The following is a 22,506-nucleotide window of genomic DNA, read 5'->3' on the forward strand; positions in this document are numbered from 1 at the left end:
AATTCGACGCTACGGGCGGGAACCGGCCTGCGGTATCGGGCAAGTTTCTGATATCGCCGCCGGTGTTATGGGACACCGGCGGGGCGGGTGATCAGGGATCCGGGACAACGGTGTCGTCCAGATCGACCCCGGCGAGCCCGTGCCGGCTGGTGACGCCAAGCTTGGGAAAAGCTCGATAGAGATGGTGCGCAACAGTTTTGGGGCTGAGCAGCAGTCTGCTGCCGATCTCCTTGTTCGTCGCTCCTGAGGCGGCAAGCCGCACCACCTGGAACTCCTGCGGAGTGAGCAACGCGGCCAGATCCGACCGGGACTGCGCCACCGCCTCGCCCGCCGCGCGTAGTTCGGTACGGGCCCGGTCGGCCCACGGCCTGGCGTCGAGTCGCTCGAAGGTGCGTAACGCGCCACGCAGCACGGTTCGGGCCTCGGTCTTATAGCGTTCGCGCCGCAGCCATTCGCCGTAGAGCAGGCCCGTCCTGGCATGGTCGAACCACCGTTGCTCGGCGGCGTGCATGACCAGTGCTCGCGCGTACGCGTCGCCATCGCTGTCGAGCATGCCGCGACAGCGAAGCAGGCAGGCTTCGATCCACGGCGAACGCGTTGCCGCCGACCAGCTTTCGAGTGCGAGCAGCGGCCCGCGCGCGCGGTCGGGACGGCGTAGCCGCACCGCGGCCTCGACACGGTCGCCCATCAGATGCACCCACTGGCCGAGTGCGCGATAGGGGCTGTCATAGAGGCTCTCGAGGCGATCGACGGCGGCCTCATATCGGCCGTATGCCAGATCGAGCAGGCCGAGCGCCCACTCGGCCTGCGCGAGATCGACGGCGTTGAAATCGGTGCTTTGCCTGCGCAGACACCGCTCGGCCAGCTCGTGGCAGCGTTGCTCCTCGCCGCGGATCGCCGCGAGGACCGCGAGCATGGCCTGCGCCTGGCAGCTCCGATTGGGCTGATCCACCTCCTGCGCGACCCGCAGGCCTTCGGCCAGCGCCGCGTCCGCCTCGTGGAAGTGGCCGAGCAGTACCTCGGCGGTGCCGAGGGTGCCGCATACCGCGGGCAGCCAGCCGACCATGCCGCGCTCACGGCACTGCGTGGCCAGCTCGGCCAGGATGTCCCTTGCGTCATCGACATCGCCGATGATCATCGCCTGCTGTGCCAGCGTGAGCTGCGGCGCGGGGCCATCGTCGAGCAGCGTTCTGCCGGTTCGCACGGTCGACCGAATCAGCCGAACGCCGGCTTGCCGATCGGCGGAGTGCACCGCGAGCGGGCCGTCGAGCACCGCGAGCAGCGCGGCGCGCCGCTGCCCGAGATCCAGTTCGGCCATCCGCACCCGCGCGGCGGCCACCTCGCCGAGATCGCCCGCCGCCCATGCCGCGGCCGCGGCGCCGATCAGCATCGCGGCCGCCCGATCCGGCTGCGTCGTCGCGATATCGGCGGCCGCGTCGACAAGCAGCCGATGCGCCGTGCGGACCGAGCCACGCTCGAATTCGATGCGGGCCCGCACATCTGCCAGCCTGGCCCGTTCGTCCGGTCCAGGGCCGGACGAACGCTCGGTCTCGTCGGCAAGGCGCAGCGCGCGGTCGGACTGCCCGGCGTCGGCGGCGGCCTCGACCGCGCGAACGAGACGGCGCAGCCGGGCGATCCGGTCCGCGGTCAGCAGCGCGGCTCGCTCCAAAGCCGTTGCCGCCGTTGCATATCCGGCGCGATGATAAGCCCGGTCCGCGGCCGCCTCCAGTGCGGCGGCCGCGGCCTCGTCCGGTCCGGTCGCGGCGGCGGCCAGATGCCAGGCGCGACGGTCCGGCTGGTCGACGAGTGCCGCCGCGAGCGCCGCGTGCACGGCAAGCCGCTGCGGGAACGGCGCGCTGCGATAGGCGGCCGCGCGTTGCAGCGGATGCGCGAAGCCGATCGACGACCCGACGACGGAAATCATGCCGGAGCGTTCGGCGGCCGAGAGCGCATCGACCGTCGCGCCGAGAGCGGTCAGGACCCGCAGCACCAGCGCCAGGTCGCCGGTTTCCTCGGCGGCCGCCACCAGCAGGGCGAGCCTGGCGTGCGCGGTCTGGTCGGCGATGCGGCCCTGGTATCCGCACTGCAACCGATCCGGCAGCGGCAGCGGGCCGAGCGGCAGCGTGTCGATATTCATCTTCGGCAGCTCGAGCAGGGCGAGCGGATTGCCCGCCGCGGTCGCGAGCACGCACTCGCGTATCTCGCCGGGCAGCTCGCCCGCGTGTTCGGCGAGCAGCCCCCTGGCCGCCTCGGCATCGAGCGGGGGCAAGCGCAGCTCGGCCACGCCGGACACGGTGAACTCGGGTCGTCCGGCGAACAGGATCACGACCCGCTGCGCGCCGAGTCGGCGCGCGGCGAACACCAACGCCTCGGCCGAGGGGCGGTCGAGCCACTGCGCGTCATCGATCAGGCAGAGCACCGGTTGCGCGTTCGACAACGTGGTCAGCAGCGATATCGTGCCGACACCGACCAGGAAACGGTTCTCGGCCAGGCGCGCAGGCGACGCACCGAACGCGGCGAGCAGTGCTATCCGCTGCCGTCCCGGCAGCGTGCCGAGGCCGCCGAGGACGGGGGAGAGCAGCAGTTGCAGACCCGCGAACGGCAGTTCGGCTTCGCTCTGGATGCCGGTACAGCGCAGCACCCGCCACGCGTCACCGGCCAGCTCCGCCGCCAGCTCGAGCAGGGCCGATTTGCCCGCTCCCGGCTCGGCGACCAGGAACAGGGCGCTACCGTGGCCCGCCGCGGCGGCATCGAGCAGTGCCAGGATCCGCCGCTGCTCCTCGCTTCGACCGTATAGCACGAATTCAAAAGTAACTGGTACGCAACGTGTTCGGGCCGTTCGCGGGACATCCGCCGAACAGCGAGGCACATCTTCGCGCTCGCCGCCGACCGCACCGTGCCCTGCTTCGGCCACGCGGCCGGTTCGGCGCGTGAGTGTCGTCTACCTGACCGAAACGCCCGCGCCGCCTAACCTGGAGTCCATGACCAACCCGAACGATCCGTGGGGGCAGCGGCCGCAGGACGCGCCGACCGAGCATCTGGCGGGCAAGTCAGGATTCGAGCAGCCGCTGCACACCACGGAGTACGCCGACGCATACGGATCCGGCGCGCCCTCGGCCTATCCGGCCACCGAGCAGTTCGACCAGTGGTCGCCGCCCCCGCCGAACGCCACCCGCGAGCTCCCGCCGCACGACAACCAGTGGGGTGCCTACGAAAGCACCTACGGTGGCGGTCAGTGGGCGGGCGTCGCGCCGCCGCCGAGCGATGCCGTCCCTCCCGGCGCCGGCATGCTGCCGCCGGAACCGCCGCCGCGGCGCAACACCGGTTTGTGGATCGCGCTCGGCCTCGGGACCCTCGCGCTGGTCGCGGTGATCGGCATCGTCGGGGGAGTGCTACTCGCCGGAAAGGATTCGTCGTCGACGAGTGCCGCGAGTACCTCCGCGTTCCCGACCGCGAGTCGTCCCCTTCCCGGGACACCGCGCGGCACGCCGAGCGGAGTTCCGAGCGTGCCAGGCCTCGGCGGCATCGACAATCTCGGCGCGACCATGGGCACCATCACCACCAACGACGGCACCACCCTCAGCATCAGCAGCCTGCTCGGTTCCGCGGTCACCGTGCACACCGACGCCAACACCCAGGTGATCTCGATGTCGGGCACCAAGGTCTCCGATCTGCCCACCGGCGACATCGTGTTGATCCAGGGTGACAAGGCCGCGGACGGATCGATTCAGGCCAAGGTCATCATCAGCACCGCGCTGCCCGGCGGCGGAAAGTGAACGACCCGAACCATCGCCGCGCCTTCGCTCGGCCCCGTGCGGGCTGTCGACGGACGTTGTCCGGCCGCGCCCATTAAGCTGGACAACGATGACGGCAATGTGGTTCGGCCTTGCGGCGATCGCACTCGTGGGTGCGATCGTGCTGCTGTATTTCGATCGGATCCAGCGACAGCGGACCGGTCACGCGCGGCAGGTCTGGGCGAAATCCCAGGGCTACACGTATGTGTCGGTGGAGCCAGCGCTGCCGTCGACCTGGCGTCGCGGCGCGCTGGCCAAGCTCGGCTACCTCTCCGCGGTCGATGTGGTGTCCGGCATCCGCAAGGGCGAGAAGTTCGTGCTCTTCGATCTGGAGGACTCCGCGACGCTGATCGCGGTGCGCCGCCAGATCGGCTCGGACATCGATGTCGACATGCGGCTCAAGACCGCGTCACCGCCCAAGGACGCCGACCTCGAGCTGCTCGGCGCCATCGGCGATCGGGTGGTGTTCGCGACCAACCCGGAAATCGCCAGGCACGCCGTCGATCAGCGGATGGTTGCGTTCATCGAGACGCTGCCCGACACCGTGCAGATGCTCTGGAGTGAGGGCAACTGGACGCTGGGCATGTTGTCCGTCGGTACCTCGTCGCGCGAGTGGGAGACCTCGATCGACGCGGTGCTTCGCCTGTCCGGGCTGCTGCACGTGCTGCCGCCGGTGAGCGAGCCGCGCTTCGACAGCGGCGGGCACGATCCTGGCCGGCCGCGCCCGCGTGGCCGGCAGCGTCCGGAGGACGCCGACGAGGAAGAGCTCGACGAGCCGCTCGGCGCCGCCCGGGTCCAGCCGCCGCGGCTGCGCAAGGACGAGGAATTCGACGAGGCGCCGTTCGTCGAGCAGGGCTACGACGAGGACTTCGCCGACGACCGCGCGCCGCTGTCGGCACCGGACGAACCGGAACCGCCGCGCCGCCCGTCGCTCGCCGTGGTGCCGGACGCGCGAGCCAGAGTTCGCGAGGAACGCAGGGCCGCCGACGAATGGTCGCCGGAACGACGCGACGAGTGGTCGCCGGAAGAGCGTGACAAGCGTTCGTCCGAACCGCGCGACGAGTGGTCGCCCGAGCAGCGTGACAAGCGTTCGTCCGAACCGCGTGACGAGTGGTCGCCTGATCAGCGCGATAAGCGCCCTGCCGATCCGCGCGATGAATGGTCGCCAGAACCGCGCGACAAGCGGCCCACCGAGCGCGACAAGTGGTCACCGGCGCAGCGGGACGAACTCCCGGCCGACGACTGGGCCGACGAGCCCGACCGTCGCCAGGCGCGCGAGGACGACCCCGCGGCCGAGCCTCCCGGCGGCCCATTCCATCCCGGCTTCCGTCCGTATCAGGGACCTGTGCCGCAGTGATCGGCTCGGCCTGCACCCTCGCAGTTCCGCGGCCGATCGAGCACAGGTGACGTATTCGGCGCCCAAGGCCTACGTCGTATCCTTCACGGAAGGGTTGGCAGGTGGACTGGCCGGAACAGGTGTCCGGGTCCAGGCCCTGTGCCCGGGATTCGTGCACACCGAATTCCATGAGCGAGCCGGTATCGATACGTCGTCGCTGCCGAAAGCCTTGCAGTACAAACGCTTACTACCGTCGCCGGGATGATCCCGCGAGCCCTGGCGGCCCGACTGAATCGCGGCCTGTTCAACACACGCGGAAGGACTTAGGAATGATCGACGAGGCAACCACCAAAGAGTCGTCGCTCGGCACTGTTGCGGGTTCGGACCGAGACAGATTGGCGGCCCTGGTGCGCGAACTGGCGGTCGTGCACGGCAGAGTCACCCTGTCCTCGGGCAAGGAGGCCGACTACTACGTCGATCTGCGCCGCGCGACCCTGCACCACAGCGCCGGACCGCTGATCGGCAAGCTGCTGCGCGAACTGGTCGCGGACTGGGATTTCGACGCCGTCGGCGGGCTCACCATGGGTGCCGATCCGGTCGCGTTCGCCGTCATGCACGCGCCGGGCCGCCCGATCGACGCCTTCGTGGTGCGCAAGGCCGCGAAGGCGCACGGGATGCAGCGCCAGATCGAGGGTCCCGACATCGTCGGCAAGCGGGTGCTCGTCGTCGAGGACACGACGACCACCGGAAACTCGCCGCTCACGGCCGTGCGCGCGTTGCGTGACGCGGGTGCGACGGTGGTCGGCGTCGCCACCGTCGTCGATCGGGAGACCGGGGCCGACCAGGTGATCGCCGCCGAGGGATTGCAGTATCGTTCCATCCTCGGACTGAAGGATTTGGCCCTCAGCTAGCCTGGACAGTGGTCTAGTTCTTCAAAGGTGAAGGGTCATCTCCAGTGGTGAGCATTGCAATCAACAAAAATCGCGACAACGTTGCGATGCTCGGTATCGGTGCCTATCGACCGCAGCGAATCGTCAGCAACGCCGATGTGTGCGAGGTTCTCGACTCCACTCCCCAGTGGATCTACGAACGCACCGGCATCCAGAACCGGCGTTGGATCAGCGGGGACGAGACGCTGCAGTCGATCGCGGCCGCCGCCGGTGAACGCGCGATCGTCAACAGCGGCATCGATCGGTCCAAGATCGGCGCGCTGATCCTTGCCACGTCGAGTTGGCTGATGCTGACCCCGCACGGCGCACCGTCGGTCGCCAACGACCTCGGCATCAACGGGATCCCGGCGTTCGACCTGACCTCCGGCTGCGGCGGTTTCGGCTACGGCCTCGGCGTGGCCGCCGACCTCATCCGGGCTGGCTCGGCCGAGTACGTGCTGTTGATCGGTGCCGAGACGATGACGGTCGGGCTCGACCCGACCGATCGCGGCACCGCGATGATCTTCGGCGACGGAGCCGGTGCGGTGGTGGTCGGGCCGAGCGAGGAGAACGGCATCTCGCCGACGGTGTGGGGCAGCGACGGCGAGAACGCGGCCGCGATCGCGCAGGACGTCAACTTCCTCGACTACATGGAGAAGGCGCAGGCGATGCAGGGCACCGACCCGGCCGTCGAGCCGATCGGCCGGATGTCGCTGCGGATGGAGGGCCCGCGCGTCTTCCGTTGGGCCGCGGTCACTTTGCCGCGCGCGCTGTCCACCGCGCTGGAGATGTCCGGGGTGGCCAAGGAGGACATCGAGGTGTTCGTCCCGCACCAGGCCAACGCCCGCATCAACGAGCTGATGAAGAAGAACCTCGGCCTGGCCGAGGACATCCCGATGGCCAACGACATCGAACAGACCGGCAACACCTCCGCCGCGTCCATCCCGCTTGCGATGGAGGAGATGCTGGTGACCGGCAAGGCCAAGGGTGGTCAGCTGGCGCTGCTGCTCGGCTTCGGTGCCGGACTGAGTTATGCCGGTCAGGTCGTCACGCTGCCGCCGAAGCCGATCGAGCCGAGCTTCTGACCCGATGCGGGTGTTCCGGGCCGGGTTTCTCGTCGCGGCCACTGTCACCGTCTACGCCGCCGTCACCGGGCGGGAGAAGGTGCAGTGGTTCGCGAAACCGCTGATGATGCCGCTGCTTGCCGCCGATGTGGTGACCGAGGGGACCGATATTGATCCCACGGATCGCACGGTTCTGCTCGGCTCACTCGGAGCCGCGACGCTCGGTGACATCCTGCTCATCGACCCGGACAACGACCGCCGCCTGATCGCCGGTGCGTCGTCGTTCGCGGTGATGCAGGCCGGATACTCGGCGCTGTGGTTGCGCAAGGGCGCGCGCCCACGCGCCGAGGTGGCGCTGCCGCGGCTGGCGGCCTGGCTCGGCGCGGCCACGTTGCTCCGCGCGAAGGCACCGACCGTCGCGTTGCCGCTCACCGTGTACGGGGCGACATTGGGCACCGCCGGTGTGCTCGCGTCAGATCCGGCGCTGGCACCCGGCGCGAAAAACATTGCGGGCGTTAACATCCCCAACGCCGACCCGCACAGCCGGCTCGGTCTCGGCGCGCTGCTGTTCACCATCTCCGACGGACTCATCGTGCTCCGCCGCCTGTTCGCGCGCGGCGAGCGCGCCCGCCGGATAGCCGAGGGCGTCATCCTGACCACCTACGCCGCGGCCCAGTTCCTACTCGCCGACCCCGCCGCCCACGCGAAAGCCGAACGGCCGCAGTCGCTCAGCCGCGGGTGACGAGCGAATCGGTCGTCCGCAGGAACAGCTCCAGTGCCGCGAGCAACGCGTCCGGCGCGTCCTCTTGCGGAAAGTGGCCCGCGTTCGGGAGCTCGATCACCGGTGCGTTCGGGAAGGCTTCGCGAAACGCCGGAATGATGTAGCGGGGTAGCAGCGCGGTATCGCGCATGCCCTCCAGCAGCACCGCCGGTTTGGCAAGCAGTGCCGCCGCAGCCGCTGGATCAGGCTGGGGCAGTGGCGGTTTCGCGCCAGGCGTGACCAACTGCTGTGGAAAACGAAGGACACCGCGGCAGGCAGCGCGGTCGGTGAAATGACCCGCGTAAGCGCGAATCCAGGTAGGCGTGACGACCTCGGGGCGGGCGATGGTCTGCAACGCGAGCATCAGATGGGTCACCGAACTTCCCGCGTTGCCGAGGATTTCGTCGAGCGTGCCGTCCGCCTGCGCCGCGCCCGCCCAGCGGAACCAGGCGCTGTCGGCGTGGTTCGCGTTCATCAGGTCCTGGTATCCCGGCATGCCGAGCGGCAGCACCGTGTTGATCGCGACGATGCGATCGACCCGGTCGGGGTGACGCAAGGCGAAGCCGGTGCCGATCGGCCCGCCCCAGTCGTGCAGCACCAGCGTGATCCGGTTCAGGTCGAGCACGTCGATGAGCAGGGTTTCCAGGTTGTCGACGTGGTTGAGCGCGAGGTAGTCGGAGTCGGGCGGGGTCGCGCTCTTCCCGAAGCCCATATGGTCGGGCACGACGACGCGGTGGCTTCGGGCCAGCGGGTCGATCAGGTGCCGCCACAGATAGCCCCAGGTCGGTTCGCCGTGTAGCAGGACGAGGGTTTCTCGTGCCTCGGGCGGGCCCTCGTCGACGTAGTGCTGACGGAAACCGGCCGCCTCGGTATACCGGGCGCGGTAAGGCCAAGTGCCGTCGAAGGTTTCATCACTGCGGATCATGTGCTGCCTCTCTCGTTCGGATCGGGCTCGGCGAGGCTAACCGGGGTCCACTGTCATCTTCTGTCAGTGGAAAGCTGATGGTTATGCGGGCGAGCAGGCTGTTGTCGATCGTGTTGTTGCTGCAGGCCAGGGGCCGGATGACGGCGGAGCAGCTGGCGCGGGAGCTGGAGGTCTCGGTGCGCACGATCTATCGAGACGTCGAATCGCTGAGTCTGGCGGGTATTCCGCTCTACGGCGAAGCGGGTCACGACGGCGGTTACCGGCTGGTCGATGGTTATCGCACGCGCTTGACCGGTTTGACCGCCGACGAAGCGGAGGCGTTGTTCCTGGCCGGCCTGCCAGGCCCGGCCGCCGACCTCGGGCTCGGCGCCGTGCTGGCCACGGCGCAGCTCAAGCTGAAGGCGGCGCTGCCGGACGAACTGAGCGAGGGCGTCGGCCGGGTCAAGGAGCGGTTCCACTTGGACACCTCCGACTGGTACGTCGATCCGGACAGCACCGCGCAGTTGGCGGCGGTGGTCGATGCGACCTGGAGCCAGCGCCGCATCCGGATGCGCTATCGGCGGTGGGCGCAGCCACGGGAGGTGGAACGCGAGGTCGCGCCCTACGGTCTAGTGCTCAAATCCGGCCGGTGGTACCTGGTCGCCGAGTCCGACGGGATTCGTACCTACCGGGTGTCGCAGATCCTCCGAATCCAGGTGCTGGACAACATATTCGAACGTCCAGCCGGATTCGATCTTGCGGCTCGCTGGGCCGAATACCTCGATGATTTCGACGCCCGCCGCTATCACGGCGACGCGCGAATTCGGCTGTCGACGCGCGCGCTCGAGCGGCTGCCGCACCTGCTCGAACCGGCGTTGGTCCGTGCGGCCAGGGATAGCGCCGAACCGGCCGATCGCGACGGAAGGATCATCGTGACGATGCCGATGGAGACCGTCGAACACACCGCGGGTCTGTTGCTACGGCTCGGCGCGGACGCGGAAGTACTGGCACCGGCCGAGCTGCGCGGCCGGATGGCCGAGATCGCCACCGGCCTGGCAAGGATCTACCGCACGAATGATGCGAAAGGCGCTGTCACAGAACCACAATGATGCGATCGCGGTTCGCGGGGTCGACTCGGATCGAGATGGTCTCGCCGACCGCGAGCCGCGGTTTGTCCGCCGGAGTGACATCGAAAACGATTGTGCCCCGGTAACTTTCGGAGCCCGGGATGGTCAACTCCAAATCCAGCTCGGTCAACTCGGTGTGATGATCGGTCCGCTCAAGCGGATGCACCCCGTGCACCGTCGCCCAGCCCTCCAACCCCTCCCGCCACAACCGCCGGTCCGCCTTCGACGGCCGCGACGCCAACATCATCCCGATCCCCACGCACGTCCCGAACAACCCGACCAACGCCACGATCTGATACGGCAGGGTCCCCGACGGCGTGTGCTGAACCACCCAGCCCAGCCACAGCCCGAGCACAACCAGGTACCCGGCGGTCACCGCGAGCACCGTACGCAAGATTCGCCCGTGATCCATCCCAGCCTCCACCCCGACTGTCGGATCTTCAGGATAAGCCCGCTACATCACTGACGTGCGTAAATCGAGGGCGTACCAGTCAGGCCTGGTCACCCCTTGAGGCGCAGTACCGCGAGGACGCGGCGGTGGTGGGTGTCGGAGGGCGGCAGGTCGAGTTTGGTGAAGATGTTGCCGATGTGTTTTTCGACGGCGCGTTCGGTGACGGTGAGGGAGGTGGCGATGGCGTTGTTGGACAGGCCCTGCGCCATCAGTTCGAGTACTTCGCGTTCGCGCGGGGTGAGGCGGGTGAGGGAATCTTGCTGGCGGGAGGCGCCCATCAATTGGCTCACCACCTCAGGGTCTAGTGCGGTGCCGCCGGTGGCGACACGGTGGAGTGCGTCGACGAAATCGCGGACGTCGGCAACCCGGTCCTTCAGCAGGTAGCCGACGCCGCTGGCGCCGCCCGCGAGAAGTTCGGTGGCGTAACGGGTTTCGACCCATTGAGAGAAGACGAGCACGCCGGTCATCGGGTATTTGCGGCGCAGTTCGATCGCGGCGAGCAGACCCTCGTCGGTGAAGCTCGGCGGCATGCGCACGTCCACCACGGCGACATCGGGATTGTGCAGGCCGACCACGTCGCTCAGCGTTGTCGCGTCGCCGATCATGGCGACCACCTCGTGGCCGCGCTCGACGAGCAGGCCGGCGAGCCCGTCGCGCAGGATCGCGCTGTCCTCGGCGATCACGATCCGCAGCGACTCACTCACCGCGAGCCGTCCTTCGGCAGCAGGATGGTCACCACGGTGGGGCCACCGGTCGGGCTCTGCACGGTGAGGGCGCCGTCGACGGTGCGTGCTCGCGCGGCCAGGCCCGAAAGTCCGCTGCCCGCGGCGAGTTCGCCGGGGGCGGGTTGCAGTACGCCGCCGATTCCGTTGTCCCGCACGGTGACCGCGATGGTCCGTGAGTCCGTCGGCACCACCGAGATCCACGCCCGGGTGGCGTTGGCGTGTTTCACCACATTGGTGAGCAGTTCGGCGACGGAGAAGTAGGCGATCGCCTCGACCGCCGGATTCGGGCGTTCGGGCAGGTGCACCCGCAGCTCCACCGGGACCGAGCTGCGCGCCGCCAGTGTTTCCAAGGCCGGGCCGAGTCCGAGTTCCAGTGCGGGCGGGTGGATTCCGCGGACAAGCTCGCGCAGTTCGGTCAACGCCTCCTTGGAGCTGGCGTGCGCGTTCGCGATCAGGTCACGCGGGTCGCCACCCTCGGACAGCCGATCTTCGGCCCGGCCCAATGCCATCGCGATGGTGACCAATCTGGCCTGGGTGCCGTCGTGCAGATCTCGCTCCAGCCGCCGCAGCGTTGCCGTCGAGTCGTCGACCGCCGCCTGCCTGCCCTGCTGCAGTTCGGCGATCCGCCGATCGCCCGCGGTCGCGGTCAGCAATGCGATGGACAGCAACCGGTGAATCCAGCAGACCCCGCGCAGCAGCCACGGCAGGGCGAAGCAACCGATGACGCCGATCGCGGCCAAGCCGAGCGCCCTCGGCCAGGTTTCGATGTAGTAGCTACCGAACTGGGCCAGCGAATGATGTTCCACGCCTTGATCATCGATATTGATCGGATCGTAAAGCCACCACGGGATCGGCGAGAGCGCGACGAACACCGTCGTCGCGATCACGATCAGCACCAGCCAGCCGACCGCGACACCGAGCACGGACTGCGCGAGCAAGAACAGCGCGGCCCGCCAGCTGGTCCGATCGGTGAACGCGCTCTTGATGAAGCCGATCAATCCCGGTTCCGGCCGAAACGGCGGGGGCGGCGGCAGCTGCGCATCGAGCAGGTCCTTGGCCAGCGCCCGATAGATCCGACCCCAGGTCCGGCCGCCGAGCAGGATGACCGCGAGGATCGGCACGCCGATGATGGTGAGCGAGATCGCCAGGCCGCCGCCCCATCCGACGTACATGTACGCGAGCGCGAAGCAGCCGAGGACGAACACGGTGAACACGTAGACGAGTTCTTTCCAGGCGCGGGCCTGGAACGGGGCGCGCAGCACGGCACGGACCACCCGCTCGGCGGAGCGCCCGGCTTTTCCGGGCGCCGGGTCGAGCACGAGGGTGGGTTCGACGTGTGTCTCGGTCATGGCTTCCATGGTTGTCGGCGGGACGGCGGTATTCGATGGAGCTGTCCGCCGAGTATGTGGTGTAGCCAGCTACACCAACTACCATCCAGCGGATGAGCTATCCGCCGCAGCAACCGCCGTACGGCTATCCAGCCTACGGGGCCTACGGACCGCCGCAAGAACACCCACAGGCCACCATCATTCTGATCCTCGGCATCCTCAGCCTGGTGTTCTGTCAGATCATCGGTCCGGTGGCGTGGGTGATGGGCAAGCGTGCGCTCAACGAGATCGACGCGTCCGGCGGTGCGCTCGGCGGACGGTCGAATGTCATGGTCGGCTACATCTGCGGGATCATCGCCTCGGTGCTGATCATCATCAGCCTCCTGTTCATCGCGCTGTTCCTCGTGCTCGGGATCGCCGGAGTCTGGAGCAGCAGCAGCTACTGATCCGGCCGCATGACAACGCGGCGGCGGGCGGAATTAGCATCGTCGGAGTGAATCACCCAGTGCCTGACACGGCGGAGCAGGACCCACCCGGGCCCACCGAGTGGGGCGAGCACCCGCACGGTGTCGGACCGTGGGCCGCCGAGCACGCCGAGCCGCCGCCTGCGGATCCCAGGCTCGACCCCGAACTACTTGCCGACGGCGACCGCCGCAACGTGGTCGACGCCTACCGGTACTGGACTCGCGCATCGATCGTCGCCGACATCGACCGGCGCAGGCACCCGTTCCACGTCGCCATCGAGAACTTCGGCCACGACGCCAATATCGGCACGGTGGTACGCACCGCCAACGCCTTCGCCGCGGCCGCCGTCCACATCGTCGGCCGCAAGCGTTGGAACCGCCGCGGTGCCATGGTGACCGACCGCTACCAGCACATCGAGCACCACGCGAGCATCACCGAACTACTCGGCTTCGCCGCACGCGAAGGACTCACCGTCGTCGCGGTCGACAACGTCCCCGGCTCGGTCCCACTCGAAACCGCCGACCTGCCCCGCAACTGCCTGCTGCTGTTCGGCCAGGAGGGCCCCGGCGTAACCGAACACGCGAAAGACGCGGCAGCCATGACCGTTTCGATCGCCCAATTCGGCTCGACCCGCAGCATCAACGCGGGCGTCGCCGCCGGAATCGCCATGCACGCCTGGGTCCGCCAACACGCCGACCTCACCAACGCCTGGTAGGAACGCTTACAGATCGTCGGGGAGTACCGGGAATACCTGGTGCGCGGTAAGTGGGGTCGATCATGGTGATCGCCTGCGCCTGTCCGAGGGCGCGCCGTCCGACATGGTCCAGTTCGGCGAGCACGACAGGGGACAACACCACGAGCCCGGCTTGTTCCAGGGCGAGAAACGCTCGGTTTCTTGGCCCCGCGGCGCATCAGATACCCGTAGGACATGGGTCCGAGAACAAATACACATCGCTTGTGTAACAAATCGGGCGCGGAAATCCGGGCGGGGCTGGCACCATTGACGCATGACCACGCGGAGGGCACAGGATCCGGGGCGCGCGACGCCGCGGTCGCTGGGTGAACGCTCGCAGGCCGGGCGCGACGCCGCCGTGACCCCCGCACTGTGGTCCGAACGCGCGGACATGGCCGAATCCGCGATCGTGTCCCGGCATCTGCGGGCATTGTGGGCGTTGCCGGGGACGGAGTTAGGGGTCGTCGGGTGGCCGGCGACCAAGCGGGAGCGTGGGTTCGGGTCGTGGCACTACTGGTGGCAGGCCCATCTGATCGACTGCGCGGTCGACGCGGCCAACCGGATGCCGACCCCGGTGCGGCGCAAGCGGATCGCCGCGATCGCGCGCTCGCACCGCATTCGCAACATCGCCGGCTGGACCAACAAGTACTACGACGACATGGCCTGGCTGGCCATCGCGCTGGAACGCGCGGAGCGTACCGCTGGCGTCACCGAGGCGCGCAGCGGGCTGATCGCGTTGGAGAAGCCGCTGTACGACGGCTGGAACCCCACGATCGGCGGCGGCCTGCCGTGGCGCATCGGCTCCGACTACTACAACGCGCCCGCCAACGGCCCGGCCGCCATCGCGCTGCTGCGGCTCGGACGGCACGCGCGCGCTCAGGAGATGGCGGACTGGCTGGACGCGACGCTGCGCGATCCGGATACCGGCCTGATCCTCGACGGCATCCACCTGCCGCCCGGTGAGATCGAGCGGCCGGTATTCAGCTACTGCCAGGGCGTTGTGCTCGGCGTGGAAACCGAACTGGCGATGCACACCGGTGAGCAGCGGCACGCCGAGCGCGTCCATCGATTACTCGGCGCCGTCGAGGAACACATGACCACCCGGGGCATCGTCAACGGTGGCGGCGGTGGTGACGGCGGACTCTTCAACGGCATCCTGGCCCGCTACCTCGCGGTGGTCGCGCTGATGCTGCCCGGCGACGACAAAACATATGAGGAGGATCGACGCTGCGCGGCCGCGATCGTGCGCGCCTCCGCGACGGCCGCCTGGGCGAACCGGCTCGAGGTGGAGGGCGAGCCGCTGTTCGGGCACGACTGGAGCAAACCGGCGACGCTGCCCGGCGGCATCGCGGGCGCGGGCCGGTTCACCGCCGGTGGCTCGGTGACCTCGTCCAGGGTGCCCGAACGCGACCTGTCGGTGCAGCTGTCCGGCTGGATGCTGATGGAGGCCGCGTACCTGGTCAGCGCGGCCGGGCTGTAAGCCGAACCGCGCCTTCGCTTTTCGCGGTCAGTTCTCCGCGTCGACGATCCCGCTCGGCGAGCTCTCCAGCTCGTACTCCTCCGCGGGCTTGGCCATCTCCTGCCGGTAGTGCCGGATACCGAGCACCGTCCCGACGATCAGGCCGACCACCAGCGTGCCGATCACGATCGGCATCAGCCACGGCACCCGGTCCAGGAAACCGCCCGCGTAGTACCCGATGAGCAGCAGCACCGGCGCCCAGACGATCGCGCCGACCGTGCTGGCCACGGTGAACTTGCGGTGGTCCATCCCCGCCGCACCGGCGACCGTCGGGCACAGCGTGCGCACCCAGGGAATCCAGCGGGCGACGAGCACCGCGACGAACCCGTGTCGCTCCAACAGTTCCGTGACCCGTTGCAGGTTTCGGGTGTTGATATAGCGGCCGTTCTTGCGCGCGACCAGGCGATGCCCGGTTCGCGCCCCGATGACGTAGCCGACCTGATTGCCCGCGATGGCCGCGAGCATGGTCCCGACCGACAAGGCCCACACCTGAGCCTCGCCGGAGGCATTCGACGCCATCACGATGCCCGCGGTGATCAACATGGAGTCGCCGGGGAGGAAGAGCCCGAGAATGACCGCGCACTCGATAAAGACAAAGGCAAGTACCACTGTCCAGACAAGCGCGGGCCCCGCTGACATCAGCGGATCGAAATTGCCCACTGCTAGGGGCGAGGACGCCGCGATCACGAGCTCAGCGGGTCGGCTCGTTCGTCGAGACGGTCAGCTCGGCTTCTTGCCGGGCCGCCGGCTCCGCGCCACGGCTGAGCAGCTTCTTCGCCACCGCGATGATGCCTGGCAGCACCGAGATGAGCACGATGAGCAGGAAGATCGCCTCGACGTGGTCCCTGATGAACGCGACATTGCCGAGGAAGTACCCGAGCACCGTGACGCCGCCGCCCCAGAGCACCGCGCCGACGATGTCGAACGCGACGAACTTGCGGTAGTCCATCTTGGACACACCGGCGAGCACCGGCATGAAGGTGCGCACGATCGGCACGAACCTGGCCAGGATGATGGTCTTGGGACCGTGCTTCTCGAAGAACTCGTGCGTCTCGGTGACGTAGTGCTTCTTGAAGAAGCGGGTGTCTTCCTTGTGGAACAGCGCGGGCCCGATCCCCCTGCCTATCCAATACCCGCTCTGGTCGCCCGCGAAGGCGACAAGCACCACGGCGGGCACCAGCAGCCAGATCGACACCGGCGGATGCGCCGACGCCGCGAGCAGGCCACCGGTGAACAGCAGCGAATCACCGGGCAGGATCGGGAACAGCAGGCCGGTCTCGATGAAGACGATCACCAGGATCGCCGGGAGCACCGCGTTCTTGAGCCACGTCTCCGTGAGCAGGTGCATCGGGTCGAGCAACTCTTTGATTGCGAGGTTGCTCGTCACCGATTCTGTCGCTGCCAGCAGAATCACGCGGTCTCCTGTTCTGGATACGGCTGGCCTGATCGCTTGCCATCGCATCGGAAGCTGCCAGCGTAATTACCGGGCCCACAGTACCGGGTTCGACTGAGAAACCCCGCGCTGTGCGCGAAACTACCGACTGGTCACCTGATGGTTCCGTGTGGACTACCCGCTGGTCACTGGTGCTGGCACTGCTCCTGCCTCCCTGGATACCAGGCGAAACACCGCTGACCTAGTGTGGTGGCTGACAAAATAGGTCTTGCCGCAACAATCACGGAGGTCTTACTGTGCCCATCGCGACTCCGGAGGTCTACGCCGAGATGCTCGGTCGGGCCAAAGCGAACTCCTTTGCCTTTCCCGCCATCAACTGCACGTCGTCGGAGACGATCAACGCGGCCATCAAGGGTTTCGCGGACGCGGGCAGCGACGGCATCATCCAGTTCTCCACCGGCGGCGCGGAATTCGGTTCCGGCCTCGGCGTGAAGGACATGGTGACCGGTGCGGTCGCGCTTGCCGAATTCGCGCACGTCGTCGCCGCGAAGTACGACATCACCATCGCGTTGCACACCGACCACTGCCCCAAGGACAAGCTGGACGGATTCGTGCGGCCGCTGATCGCCATCTCCCAGGAGCGGGTGAAGAACGGGCAGCCCCCGCTGTTCCAGTCGCACATGTGGGACGGTTCCGCGATCCCGATCGATGAGAACCTCGAGATCGCCAAGGAACTGCTGAAGGCGTGTGCGCAGGCCAACATCATCCTCGAGGTCGAGATCGGCGTCGTCGGCGGTGAAGAGGACGGCGTCGAGGCCGAGATCAACGACAAGCTCTACACCTCGCCCGAGGACTTCCAGAAGACCATCGACGCGCTCGGCGCCGGTGAGAACGGCAAGTACCTGCTCGCCGCGACGTTCGGCAACGTGCACGGCGTGTACAAGCCGGGCAACGTCAAGCTCAAGCCCGAGGTGCTGGCCGAGGGCCAGAAGGTGGCCGCAGCCAAGCTCGGCCTCGGCCAGGACGCGCAGCCGTTCGACTTCGTCTTCCACGGTGGTTCCGGCTCGCTGAAGTCGGAGATCGAGGACTCGCTCCGCTTCGGCGTGGTGAAGATGAACGTCGACACCGACACCCAGTACGCGTTCACCCGGCCGATCACCGGCCACATGTTCAGCAACTACGACGGTGTGCTGAAGATCGACGGCGAGGTCGGCAACAAGAAGGTCTACGACCCGCGCAGCTACCTCAAGAAGGCCGAAACCTCGATGGCGGCACGTGTCACCGAGGCGTGCAATGATCTGAAGTCCGCGGGAAGGTCGATCAGCGCCTGACCCACTCATCAACCCACCGGGGGCTCGACAGCTCATGTGTCTGGATGTGCGCGTGCTCGGGCCCGTCCGGTTGCTCGTCGGCGGTGAGCCGGTGGCGGTCGGCGGGCCCAAGCCGCGGGCTCTGTTAGCCGCACTCACCGTGAATCGGCGGCGCGCCGTGTCGTCGGCCGCGCTGGCCGACATGGTGTGGAACGAGGACCCACCCGACTCCTACGCCGCGAGCCTGCAGGTGTTCGTCTCGAATATCCGTAAGGCGCTGCGCAATTCGGGAGTGGATCCGGCGACGGTGTTGCGCACCGAATCCTCCGGTTATCGCCTCGAAGTGGCCGAGACCGCCTGCGATCTCGGCCGTTTCGAGGCGACAAGGGAGGCGGGTAGCCGGGCCGCCGCGCTCGGCGACCATGCCGGTGCCGCACAGCTTTTCGGTGCCGCGCTGCGCGAATGGAGCGGCCGCGCGCTCGCCGACCTGACCGGCCTGCAGTTCGCCGACGGGTTCGCCACCGCGATGGACGAGGAGCGCCTCGCCGTCGCCTCCGCCAGGATCGACGCCGAAATCGCCCTTGGCCGTGCCTCATCGGTGATCGGCGAGTTGGTCGCGATGACCGGCGAGCATCCGCTGCGCGAGCCGCTGTGGGGACAGTTGATCACCGCGCTCTATCTCTCCGGTCGGCAGGCCGACGCGCTCGACGCGTGCCGCAGGGTGCGTACCGTGCTCGCCGACGAACTCGGCATCGACCCCGGTCCGGCGCTGGTCGAACTCGAACATCGGGTGCTGCGTCAGGAGCCGCTCGGCGCCGGCGAACTGCGGCAGGTCGAGCGGATGGCCGCGGCGATGACCGAGACCGTCACCGAGGCGCCGAGTACGGTGCGCAGCGGGCAGCTGCGGATGCCGGACGGCAGGGTGGTGGCGATCGCGCAGGGCGGCCTGCGGATCGGCCGGATGACCGATAACGACCTGGTGCTCGACGACCCGAAGGCCAGCAGGTACCACGCGCACATCATGCCGAGCCGGGCCGGTCTGCTGATCAAGGATCTGCACTCGGCCAACGGCGTCTACGTCAACGACGACCCGATCGAGAACGGTGCGTTGCTCGCCGACGGTGACGAGATCCGCATCGGCGCAACGTTATTGATCTTCCAGGCGGTGCAGTGACGGTCAGTTGTCGCAGGCGATGCCGTCGCCGTCCTGGTCGAGGTTCGCGTTGAAGCGTGGGTCGCCGCGATAGATCGGCCCGGCGCCCTCGGCGCGCACCTGGTCGCAATCGGTGTAGATCTTTGTCGATCGCTTCTTCTGGTCGCCGTGACCGCTGCGGTCCGGCACCGGATACGAGTCTTCGTGGCTGATGAAGGTGGCGGTGGGGGTATCGCCGGTGGGGGTAGCGGCGGCGGCGGTCGACGGCACCAGTGCGATGGCGCCGACCACGAGACACGCGGCACCGATCGCGGGTGCCAAACGACGCGTAATTGGGTTGCTCACGCTATCCATCGTGCGCCGAACAACACTGCCGTGGGGTGTGGATTACCTGTGAGCCGGGCGCACCGATCTGACCTGCGGCGAGTAGCTTCCTAGGCTAGTCGGACCTCGGCAATGGCCCGCCCGAACAGCTTTCGGCCCTCCGAGGTGCCGCCGAGTAGGACGGTCGCGGTGCGGGTGCTCGGATCGAGCGACTTGATCCGGCCGGTGAAGTCCACCGTGCTCGCCGCGTTCGCCGTCACCGGCACGAAGCCGGAGAACCGCACGCTGAACTTCTCGATGGCGGTCGGATCGCCGAGCCAGGAGGTCAGGTAGCCACCGGCCAGGCCCATGGTCAGCATGCCGTGCGCGACCACCGTCGGCAGGCCGACCAGCTGGGCGGCGTGATCGCTGAAGTGGATCGGGTTGGCGTCGCCGGACACACCCGCGTAATTGGCAAGGTCACCGCGGGCCAGCCGGAACGAACCGGCCGGGAGCTGGTCGCCGACGGCGAGCCGGTCGAAGTCGGGCAGCGTGTGCACCGGCGCGATCTCGCGATCCGGCGCCGGGGCGGGCAGCTCGCCGAGGCCGAGCGGGATCAGCGCGGAGCTGTCGTCCAATCCGTCTTCGGCCGTGGGGAATTCGACCACTTGACCGTGCATCATGATGTTCTCGACCACGTCGGCGAGGCTCGGGTCGACCTCGACGCCGCGGCGCGCCACGATCGTGGTCGAGCCGATCAGCGCGAGCTCGCCGTGCTGGTTGACCAGGGCGGAGCGGACGACGACGAAATCGTTGTCGCCGAACTGGCGGATCGACTCGATCAGGATTTCGCTGGTGAGCCGGTCACCGGCCAGAATGGGCCGGTAGGCCTGGAAGACCTGATCGGTCTGCAGGATCTGCGACAGGTCGTATTCGGTGAGTACCGATTCGAGCAGCGAGCGGGTGCCGGACGAGCCGATGACCGAGGCGAAGGTCGGTGGCGCGAGGACACCCTCGTGGCCGAGCTTGTGCGCGTCGGTTTCCTGATGATGCGCGCCGTGGTGGTTCTGCACCGCCCGCGCGAACTCGCGGATCTTCTCCCGGCCGACCTCGTAGTGGTCCCGAACGCGGAACCGCTGCCCGGCCAGTGTCGCCGTCTGCTGTACGTCATCGGTTTCGAGCGCCATCGTCTGTTCCCTGCCCATGATGCGGCCACGCTACTAATGAACAGGACCGTTGACCAGCTGAGTGTGAGCAGCACTACCACCGATCGATGTGGAATTGCTATCGAGTTTGCCAGTTCTTCATTTGCGGGCCGGGTGACATGTGTGCCGCACCGAATTTCGGTAATGCGCTTCAGCTATTAAACGAAAATAGGCTGCCCGGTGTGTTGGCAGCCTATTTCACGTTCGAATGCGCGGCGGTGGTTCTGCCGCGCGCGGTTATGGGGTGCTGGTCGGCGGGTCGCAGACCTTCCAGCCGTTGTCGGTCTGCTGGAGGTCGAAGGTGCGCGCAGACCGCTTGTCCGGATCGGCCTCGGTGTAGACCGAGGCCTGGGCGACCGCGGTCTTGTCGGTGATCTTCACGGCGTCGACGCCGTCTACCACCGGAATGGTGCGCCGGTCCATCGAGAGCTGATGCACGCTGGCGAACTGATCCGCGGGAATGCCCTGATAGAAATCGTGCAGCGGACCACAGGTGGCGCCGCGCAGCGTGGTCAGATCACCGGTCTTGAGCGCCTGGGTGTAATCGGTGATGGCGGCGCGGACCTGTTTCTCCGGCGAGTTGTCCGTCGAGTTCACGAATACCGCGACGATCACGCCGACCAGCACGACCACCAGCGCGGCGGCGCCGGCCACCGCGAGCAGCCACCGCTTGGAGCGGCCCGGCGCGGCCGCGGGTGCGCCCGCGTCGACCGGCGGTGCCTGCGCGGCGGGGGTGATCCGCTGCGGCTGCGCGATCGGCCTCGGCTGCGGTGGGCGCGGACCGCCGAGCTGCTGGGCCGGCATCGTCGGCTGTACATCCGCGGGGGAGGGTGCCGACCCGTGCTGGCGCTGCACGCCGGGATGCGGCGGCGCGGAACGAGTGTCATCGACCGGACCGGGACCGCTCTGCGGTGGGCCCGAAGGTCCTTGCGGGCCAGGCTGTTTCGGTCCCGGGGCAGAGCGCGGCGTGGCCGGGGGCTTGGTGATCGGCACCCGACCCGCGGGCGGAGTGACCCGGTCGGTTCCGGCGGGCTTCGGTGCGTCGGCGGGTCGCTGGATCGGCAGCGCGACGGTCTGCGCGTCGTCCGGCTTGATCACCGGCATGGCCATCGTCACGTCTTCGGACCCTGGGGGAGCCTGCTGGCCCGCGTCCTTGGCCGTCGTCTGCATCTTGACGGTGTCGGCCTCGGCGCCGGCGTCCGCGACCGGTGGCGCGGGGCGTTGCACCCGCATCACCGTGGTCGGCGCGTCCCCGTCCGCGACGTCGTCCTTCGGCGCAGTCTGCTCGGGTGCGACGGGCTTGTCGGGTGTGCTGGCTTGGGCCGCACCGGTTTTCGCGCCGCCGAGCACGGGGCTGGATTTCGTCGGAGCCGGGCTGCCCGGTGTGGTTGCGGCGGCACCCTTGCCAGGTGCTCCGGCGGCGGGGCTGTCTTGCGGGGTCGCTGGCGCGTCTGCCTTCGTCGACTGGCCCGGCGCGACTTTGCCGGATGCCGCGGCGCCCGGCTGATCCTGAGCGCCCCGCTTGATCACCTCGGTCTTTGCCTCGGATGCGGTTGGGCCGCTGGGAGTTTCGCCGGTGTCCGGAGTGTCGCCGGTCTTGCCAGCTGCCGTCTCCGGTGCGGCAGTGGGGGTTTTCTGCTGTGCCGCTGCGGTTTTCGAACTCGGCTGGCCCGTCGGAGTGGGGGTTCCCGGAACTCGCGGCTGGTTCGTGGCGGCCGAAGACGAGCCGGGCGCGGGCTGATCGTCGCGCTTGATCGCGGCGTTTTCCGCCGTCTGGCCGACTGCGCCGCCCTTGGCGATATCGGACAGCACGTTGCCGGAAACAGGCTTACCTTGTTTGGGCGCAGCGGTTTTCGAGTCCGGCGGGGTCGAGGACGCAGACCCGGTCTTAGCGGCATCGGCCTTGCTCTGACCGGGCGGGTTCACGGGCTGTGTCGGTGCGCTGATCTTGGGAAGGGCCCCGGGATCTGCCGAGCCCGGCTGTTGTCCTGTGGCCTGACCGGAAGG

At 68.2% G+C, this 22,506-nt stretch carries 21 protein-coding genes and 1 pseudogene; 12 read left to right on the forward strand and 10 right to left on the reverse strand.

All coding sequences use genetic code 11. The features are described 5' to 3' along the window. Window positions 1-91: 91 nt before the first annotated feature. On the reverse strand, window positions 92-2,800 hold the full coding sequence (locus OG203_RS27480) for an AAA family ATPase (RefSeq protein WP_405160150.1): 2,709 nt from the start codon (window positions 2,798-2,800) through the stop codon (window positions 92-94). A 181-nt stretch (window positions 2,801-2,981) separates the two neighbouring features. Here OG203_RS27480 and OG203_RS27485 point away from each other — a divergent pair, with 181 nt between their 5' ends. The 6 genes and pseudogenes from OG203_RS27485 to OG203_RS27510 all read left to right on the forward strand — a co-directional run bounded on the left by OG203_RS27485 (window position 2,982) and on the right by OG203_RS27510 (window position 7,865). Continuing rightward, on the forward strand, window positions 2,982-3,776 hold the full coding sequence (locus OG203_RS27485) for a DUF5666 domain-containing protein (protein WP_405160151.1): 795 nt from the start codon (window positions 2,982-2,984) through the stop codon (window positions 3,774-3,776). A gap of 88 nt (window positions 3,777-3,864) precedes the next feature. Beyond that, entirely contained in the window at window positions 3,865-5,151 is a 1,287-nt protein-coding gene (locus OG203_RS27490) for a hypothetical protein (protein ID WP_405160152.1), read from the forward strand. A gap of 49 nt (window positions 5,152-5,200) precedes the next feature. Further along, window positions 5,201-5,457 (forward strand): annotated as a pseudogene (locus OG203_RS27495) (SDR family NAD(P)-dependent oxidoreductase); the annotation flags it as partial. Window positions 5,458-5,459: 2 nt separating this feature from the next. After that, window positions 5,460-6,041 (forward strand): orotate phosphoribosyltransferase, encoded by a 582-nt coding sequence (gene pyrE / locus OG203_RS27500; RefSeq protein WP_405160153.1) that lies wholly within the window; start codon window positions 5,460-5,462, stop codon window positions 6,039-6,041. Between the two features lie 44 nt (window positions 6,042-6,085). Next, window positions 6,086-7,144 (forward strand): beta-ketoacyl-ACP synthase 3, encoded by a 1,059-nt coding sequence (locus OG203_RS27505; protein WP_405160154.1) that lies wholly within the window; start codon window positions 6,086-6,088, stop codon window positions 7,142-7,144. Between the two features lie 4 nt (window positions 7,145-7,148). After that, window positions 7,149-7,865 (forward strand): lysoplasmalogenase, encoded by a 717-nt coding sequence (locus OG203_RS27510; protein WP_405160155.1) that lies wholly within the window; start codon window positions 7,149-7,151, stop codon window positions 7,863-7,865. On the opposite strand, the gene OG203_RS27515 is transcribed toward OG203_RS27510, so the two are convergent. Then, a complete protein-coding gene (locus tag OG203_RS27515) occupies window positions 7,852-8,808 on the reverse strand; it encodes an alpha/beta fold hydrolase (protein ID WP_405160156.1) in 957 nt (318 codons plus the stop codon). The two genes, OG203_RS27510 and OG203_RS27515, sit on opposite strands and share 14 nt — an antisense overlap. Window positions 8,809-8,885: 77 nt before the next feature. On the opposite strand from OG203_RS27515, the gene OG203_RS27520 reads away from it, so the two are divergent. After that, on the forward strand, window positions 8,886-9,896 hold the full coding sequence (locus OG203_RS27520; protein WP_405160157.1) for a helix-turn-helix transcriptional regulator: 1,011 nt from the start codon (window positions 8,886-8,888) through the stop codon (window positions 9,894-9,896). Here the strand turns inward: OG203_RS27520 and OG203_RS27525 are convergent. From OG203_RS27525 to OG203_RS27535, 3 genes are all read right to left on the reverse strand, one after another. Next, window positions 9,880-10,326 carry a hypothetical protein gene (locus tag OG203_RS27525; protein WP_405160158.1) on the reverse strand — a complete coding sequence of 149 codons (447 nt, stop codon included), beginning with the start codon at window positions 10,324-10,326 and terminating at the stop codon, window positions 9,880-9,882. The genes OG203_RS27520 and OG203_RS27525 overlap by 17 nt on opposite strands. Before the next feature lie 89 nt (window positions 10,327-10,415). After that, window positions 10,416-11,057, reverse strand: coding sequence for a LuxR C-terminal-related transcriptional regulator (locus OG203_RS27530; protein ID WP_405168022.1), 642 nt, complete (start codon window positions 11,055-11,057; stop codon window positions 10,416-10,418). Between the two features lie 8 nt (window positions 11,058-11,065). Beyond that, window positions 11,066-12,439 (reverse strand): sensor histidine kinase, encoded by a 1,374-nt coding sequence (locus OG203_RS27535; RefSeq protein WP_405160159.1) that lies wholly within the window; start codon window positions 12,437-12,439, stop codon window positions 11,066-11,068. Window positions 12,440-12,531: 92 nt separating this feature from the next. Between OG203_RS27535 and OG203_RS27540 the strand changes: the two genes are divergently transcribed. From OG203_RS27540 to OG203_RS27550, 3 genes are all read left to right on the forward strand, one after another. Then, complete coding sequence (locus tag OG203_RS27540) at window positions 12,532-12,864, forward strand: DUF4190 domain-containing protein (protein WP_405160160.1); 333 nt, start codon at window positions 12,532-12,534, stop codon at window positions 12,862-12,864. Window positions 12,865-12,911: 47 nt separating this feature from the next. Next, window positions 12,912-13,598 carry a TrmH family RNA methyltransferase gene (locus tag OG203_RS27545; protein ID WP_405160161.1) on the forward strand — a complete coding sequence of 229 codons (687 nt, stop codon included), beginning with the start codon at window positions 12,912-12,914 and terminating at the stop codon, window positions 13,596-13,598. A 409-nt stretch (window positions 13,599-14,007) separates the two neighbouring features. Continuing rightward, the gene (locus OG203_RS27550; protein WP_405168023.1) at window positions 14,008-15,096 is read left to right on the forward strand and encodes a glycoside hydrolase family 76 protein; all 1,089 of its coding nucleotides are present in this window, start codon (window positions 14,008-14,010) and stop codon (window positions 15,094-15,096) included. Window positions 15,097-15,123: 27 nt separating this feature from the next. Here the strand turns inward: OG203_RS27550 and OG203_RS27555 are convergent, their stop codons facing one another. Both OG203_RS27555 and OG203_RS27560 read right to left on the reverse strand, forming a co-directional pair. Further along, window positions 15,124-15,774: a DedA family protein gene (locus OG203_RS27555; RefSeq protein WP_405160162.1), complete on the reverse strand. Its 651-nt coding sequence runs from the start codon at window positions 15,772-15,774 to the stop codon at window positions 15,124-15,126. 52 nt (window positions 15,775-15,826) lie between these two features. After that, window positions 15,827-16,483: a DedA family protein gene (locus tag OG203_RS27560; RefSeq protein ID WP_405168024.1), complete on the reverse strand. Its 657-nt coding sequence runs from the start codon at window positions 16,481-16,483 to the stop codon at window positions 15,827-15,829. Window positions 16,484-16,824: 341 nt separating this feature from the next. Here OG203_RS27560 and fbaA point away from each other — a divergent pair, with 341 nt between their 5' ends. Further along, window positions 16,825-17,859, forward strand: a complete 1,035-nt coding sequence (gene fbaA, locus OG203_RS27565) for a class II fructose-bisphosphate aldolase (protein WP_405160163.1) — start codon at window positions 16,825-16,827, stop codon at window positions 17,857-17,859. 34 nt (window positions 17,860-17,893) lie between these two features. After that, complete coding sequence (locus OG203_RS27570) at window positions 17,894-19,012, forward strand: BTAD domain-containing putative transcriptional regulator (protein WP_405160164.1); 1,119 nt, start codon at window positions 17,894-17,896, stop codon at window positions 19,010-19,012. 3 nt (window positions 19,013-19,015) lie between these two features. Here OG203_RS27570 and OG203_RS27575 read toward each other — a convergent pair whose 3' ends face one another. From OG203_RS27575 to OG203_RS27585, 3 genes are all read right to left on the reverse strand, one after another. After that, on the reverse strand, window positions 19,016-19,336 hold the full coding sequence (locus tag OG203_RS27575) for an excalibur calcium-binding domain-containing protein (protein WP_405160165.1): 321 nt from the start codon (window positions 19,334-19,336) through the stop codon (window positions 19,016-19,018). Between the two features lie 89 nt (window positions 19,337-19,425). Further along, on the reverse strand, window positions 19,426-20,481 hold the full coding sequence (locus OG203_RS27580) for a fused (3R)-hydroxyacyl-ACP dehydratase subunits HadA/HadB (protein WP_405160166.1): 1,056 nt from the start codon (window positions 20,479-20,481) through the stop codon (window positions 19,426-19,428). A 255-nt stretch (window positions 20,482-20,736) separates the two neighbouring features. Continuing rightward, window positions 20,737-22,425, reverse strand: coding sequence for a hypothetical protein (locus OG203_RS27585; RefSeq protein ID WP_405160167.1), 1,689 nt, complete (start codon window positions 22,423-22,425; stop codon window positions 20,737-20,739). Between the last annotated feature and the right edge of the window lie 81 nt (window positions 22,426-22,506).

Origin of the sequence: Nocardia sp. NBC_01499, assembly GCF_045040275.1 — a bacterium.
Taxonomy (GTDB): Bacteria; Actinomycetota; Actinomycetes; order Mycobacteriales; family Mycobacteriaceae; genus Nocardia.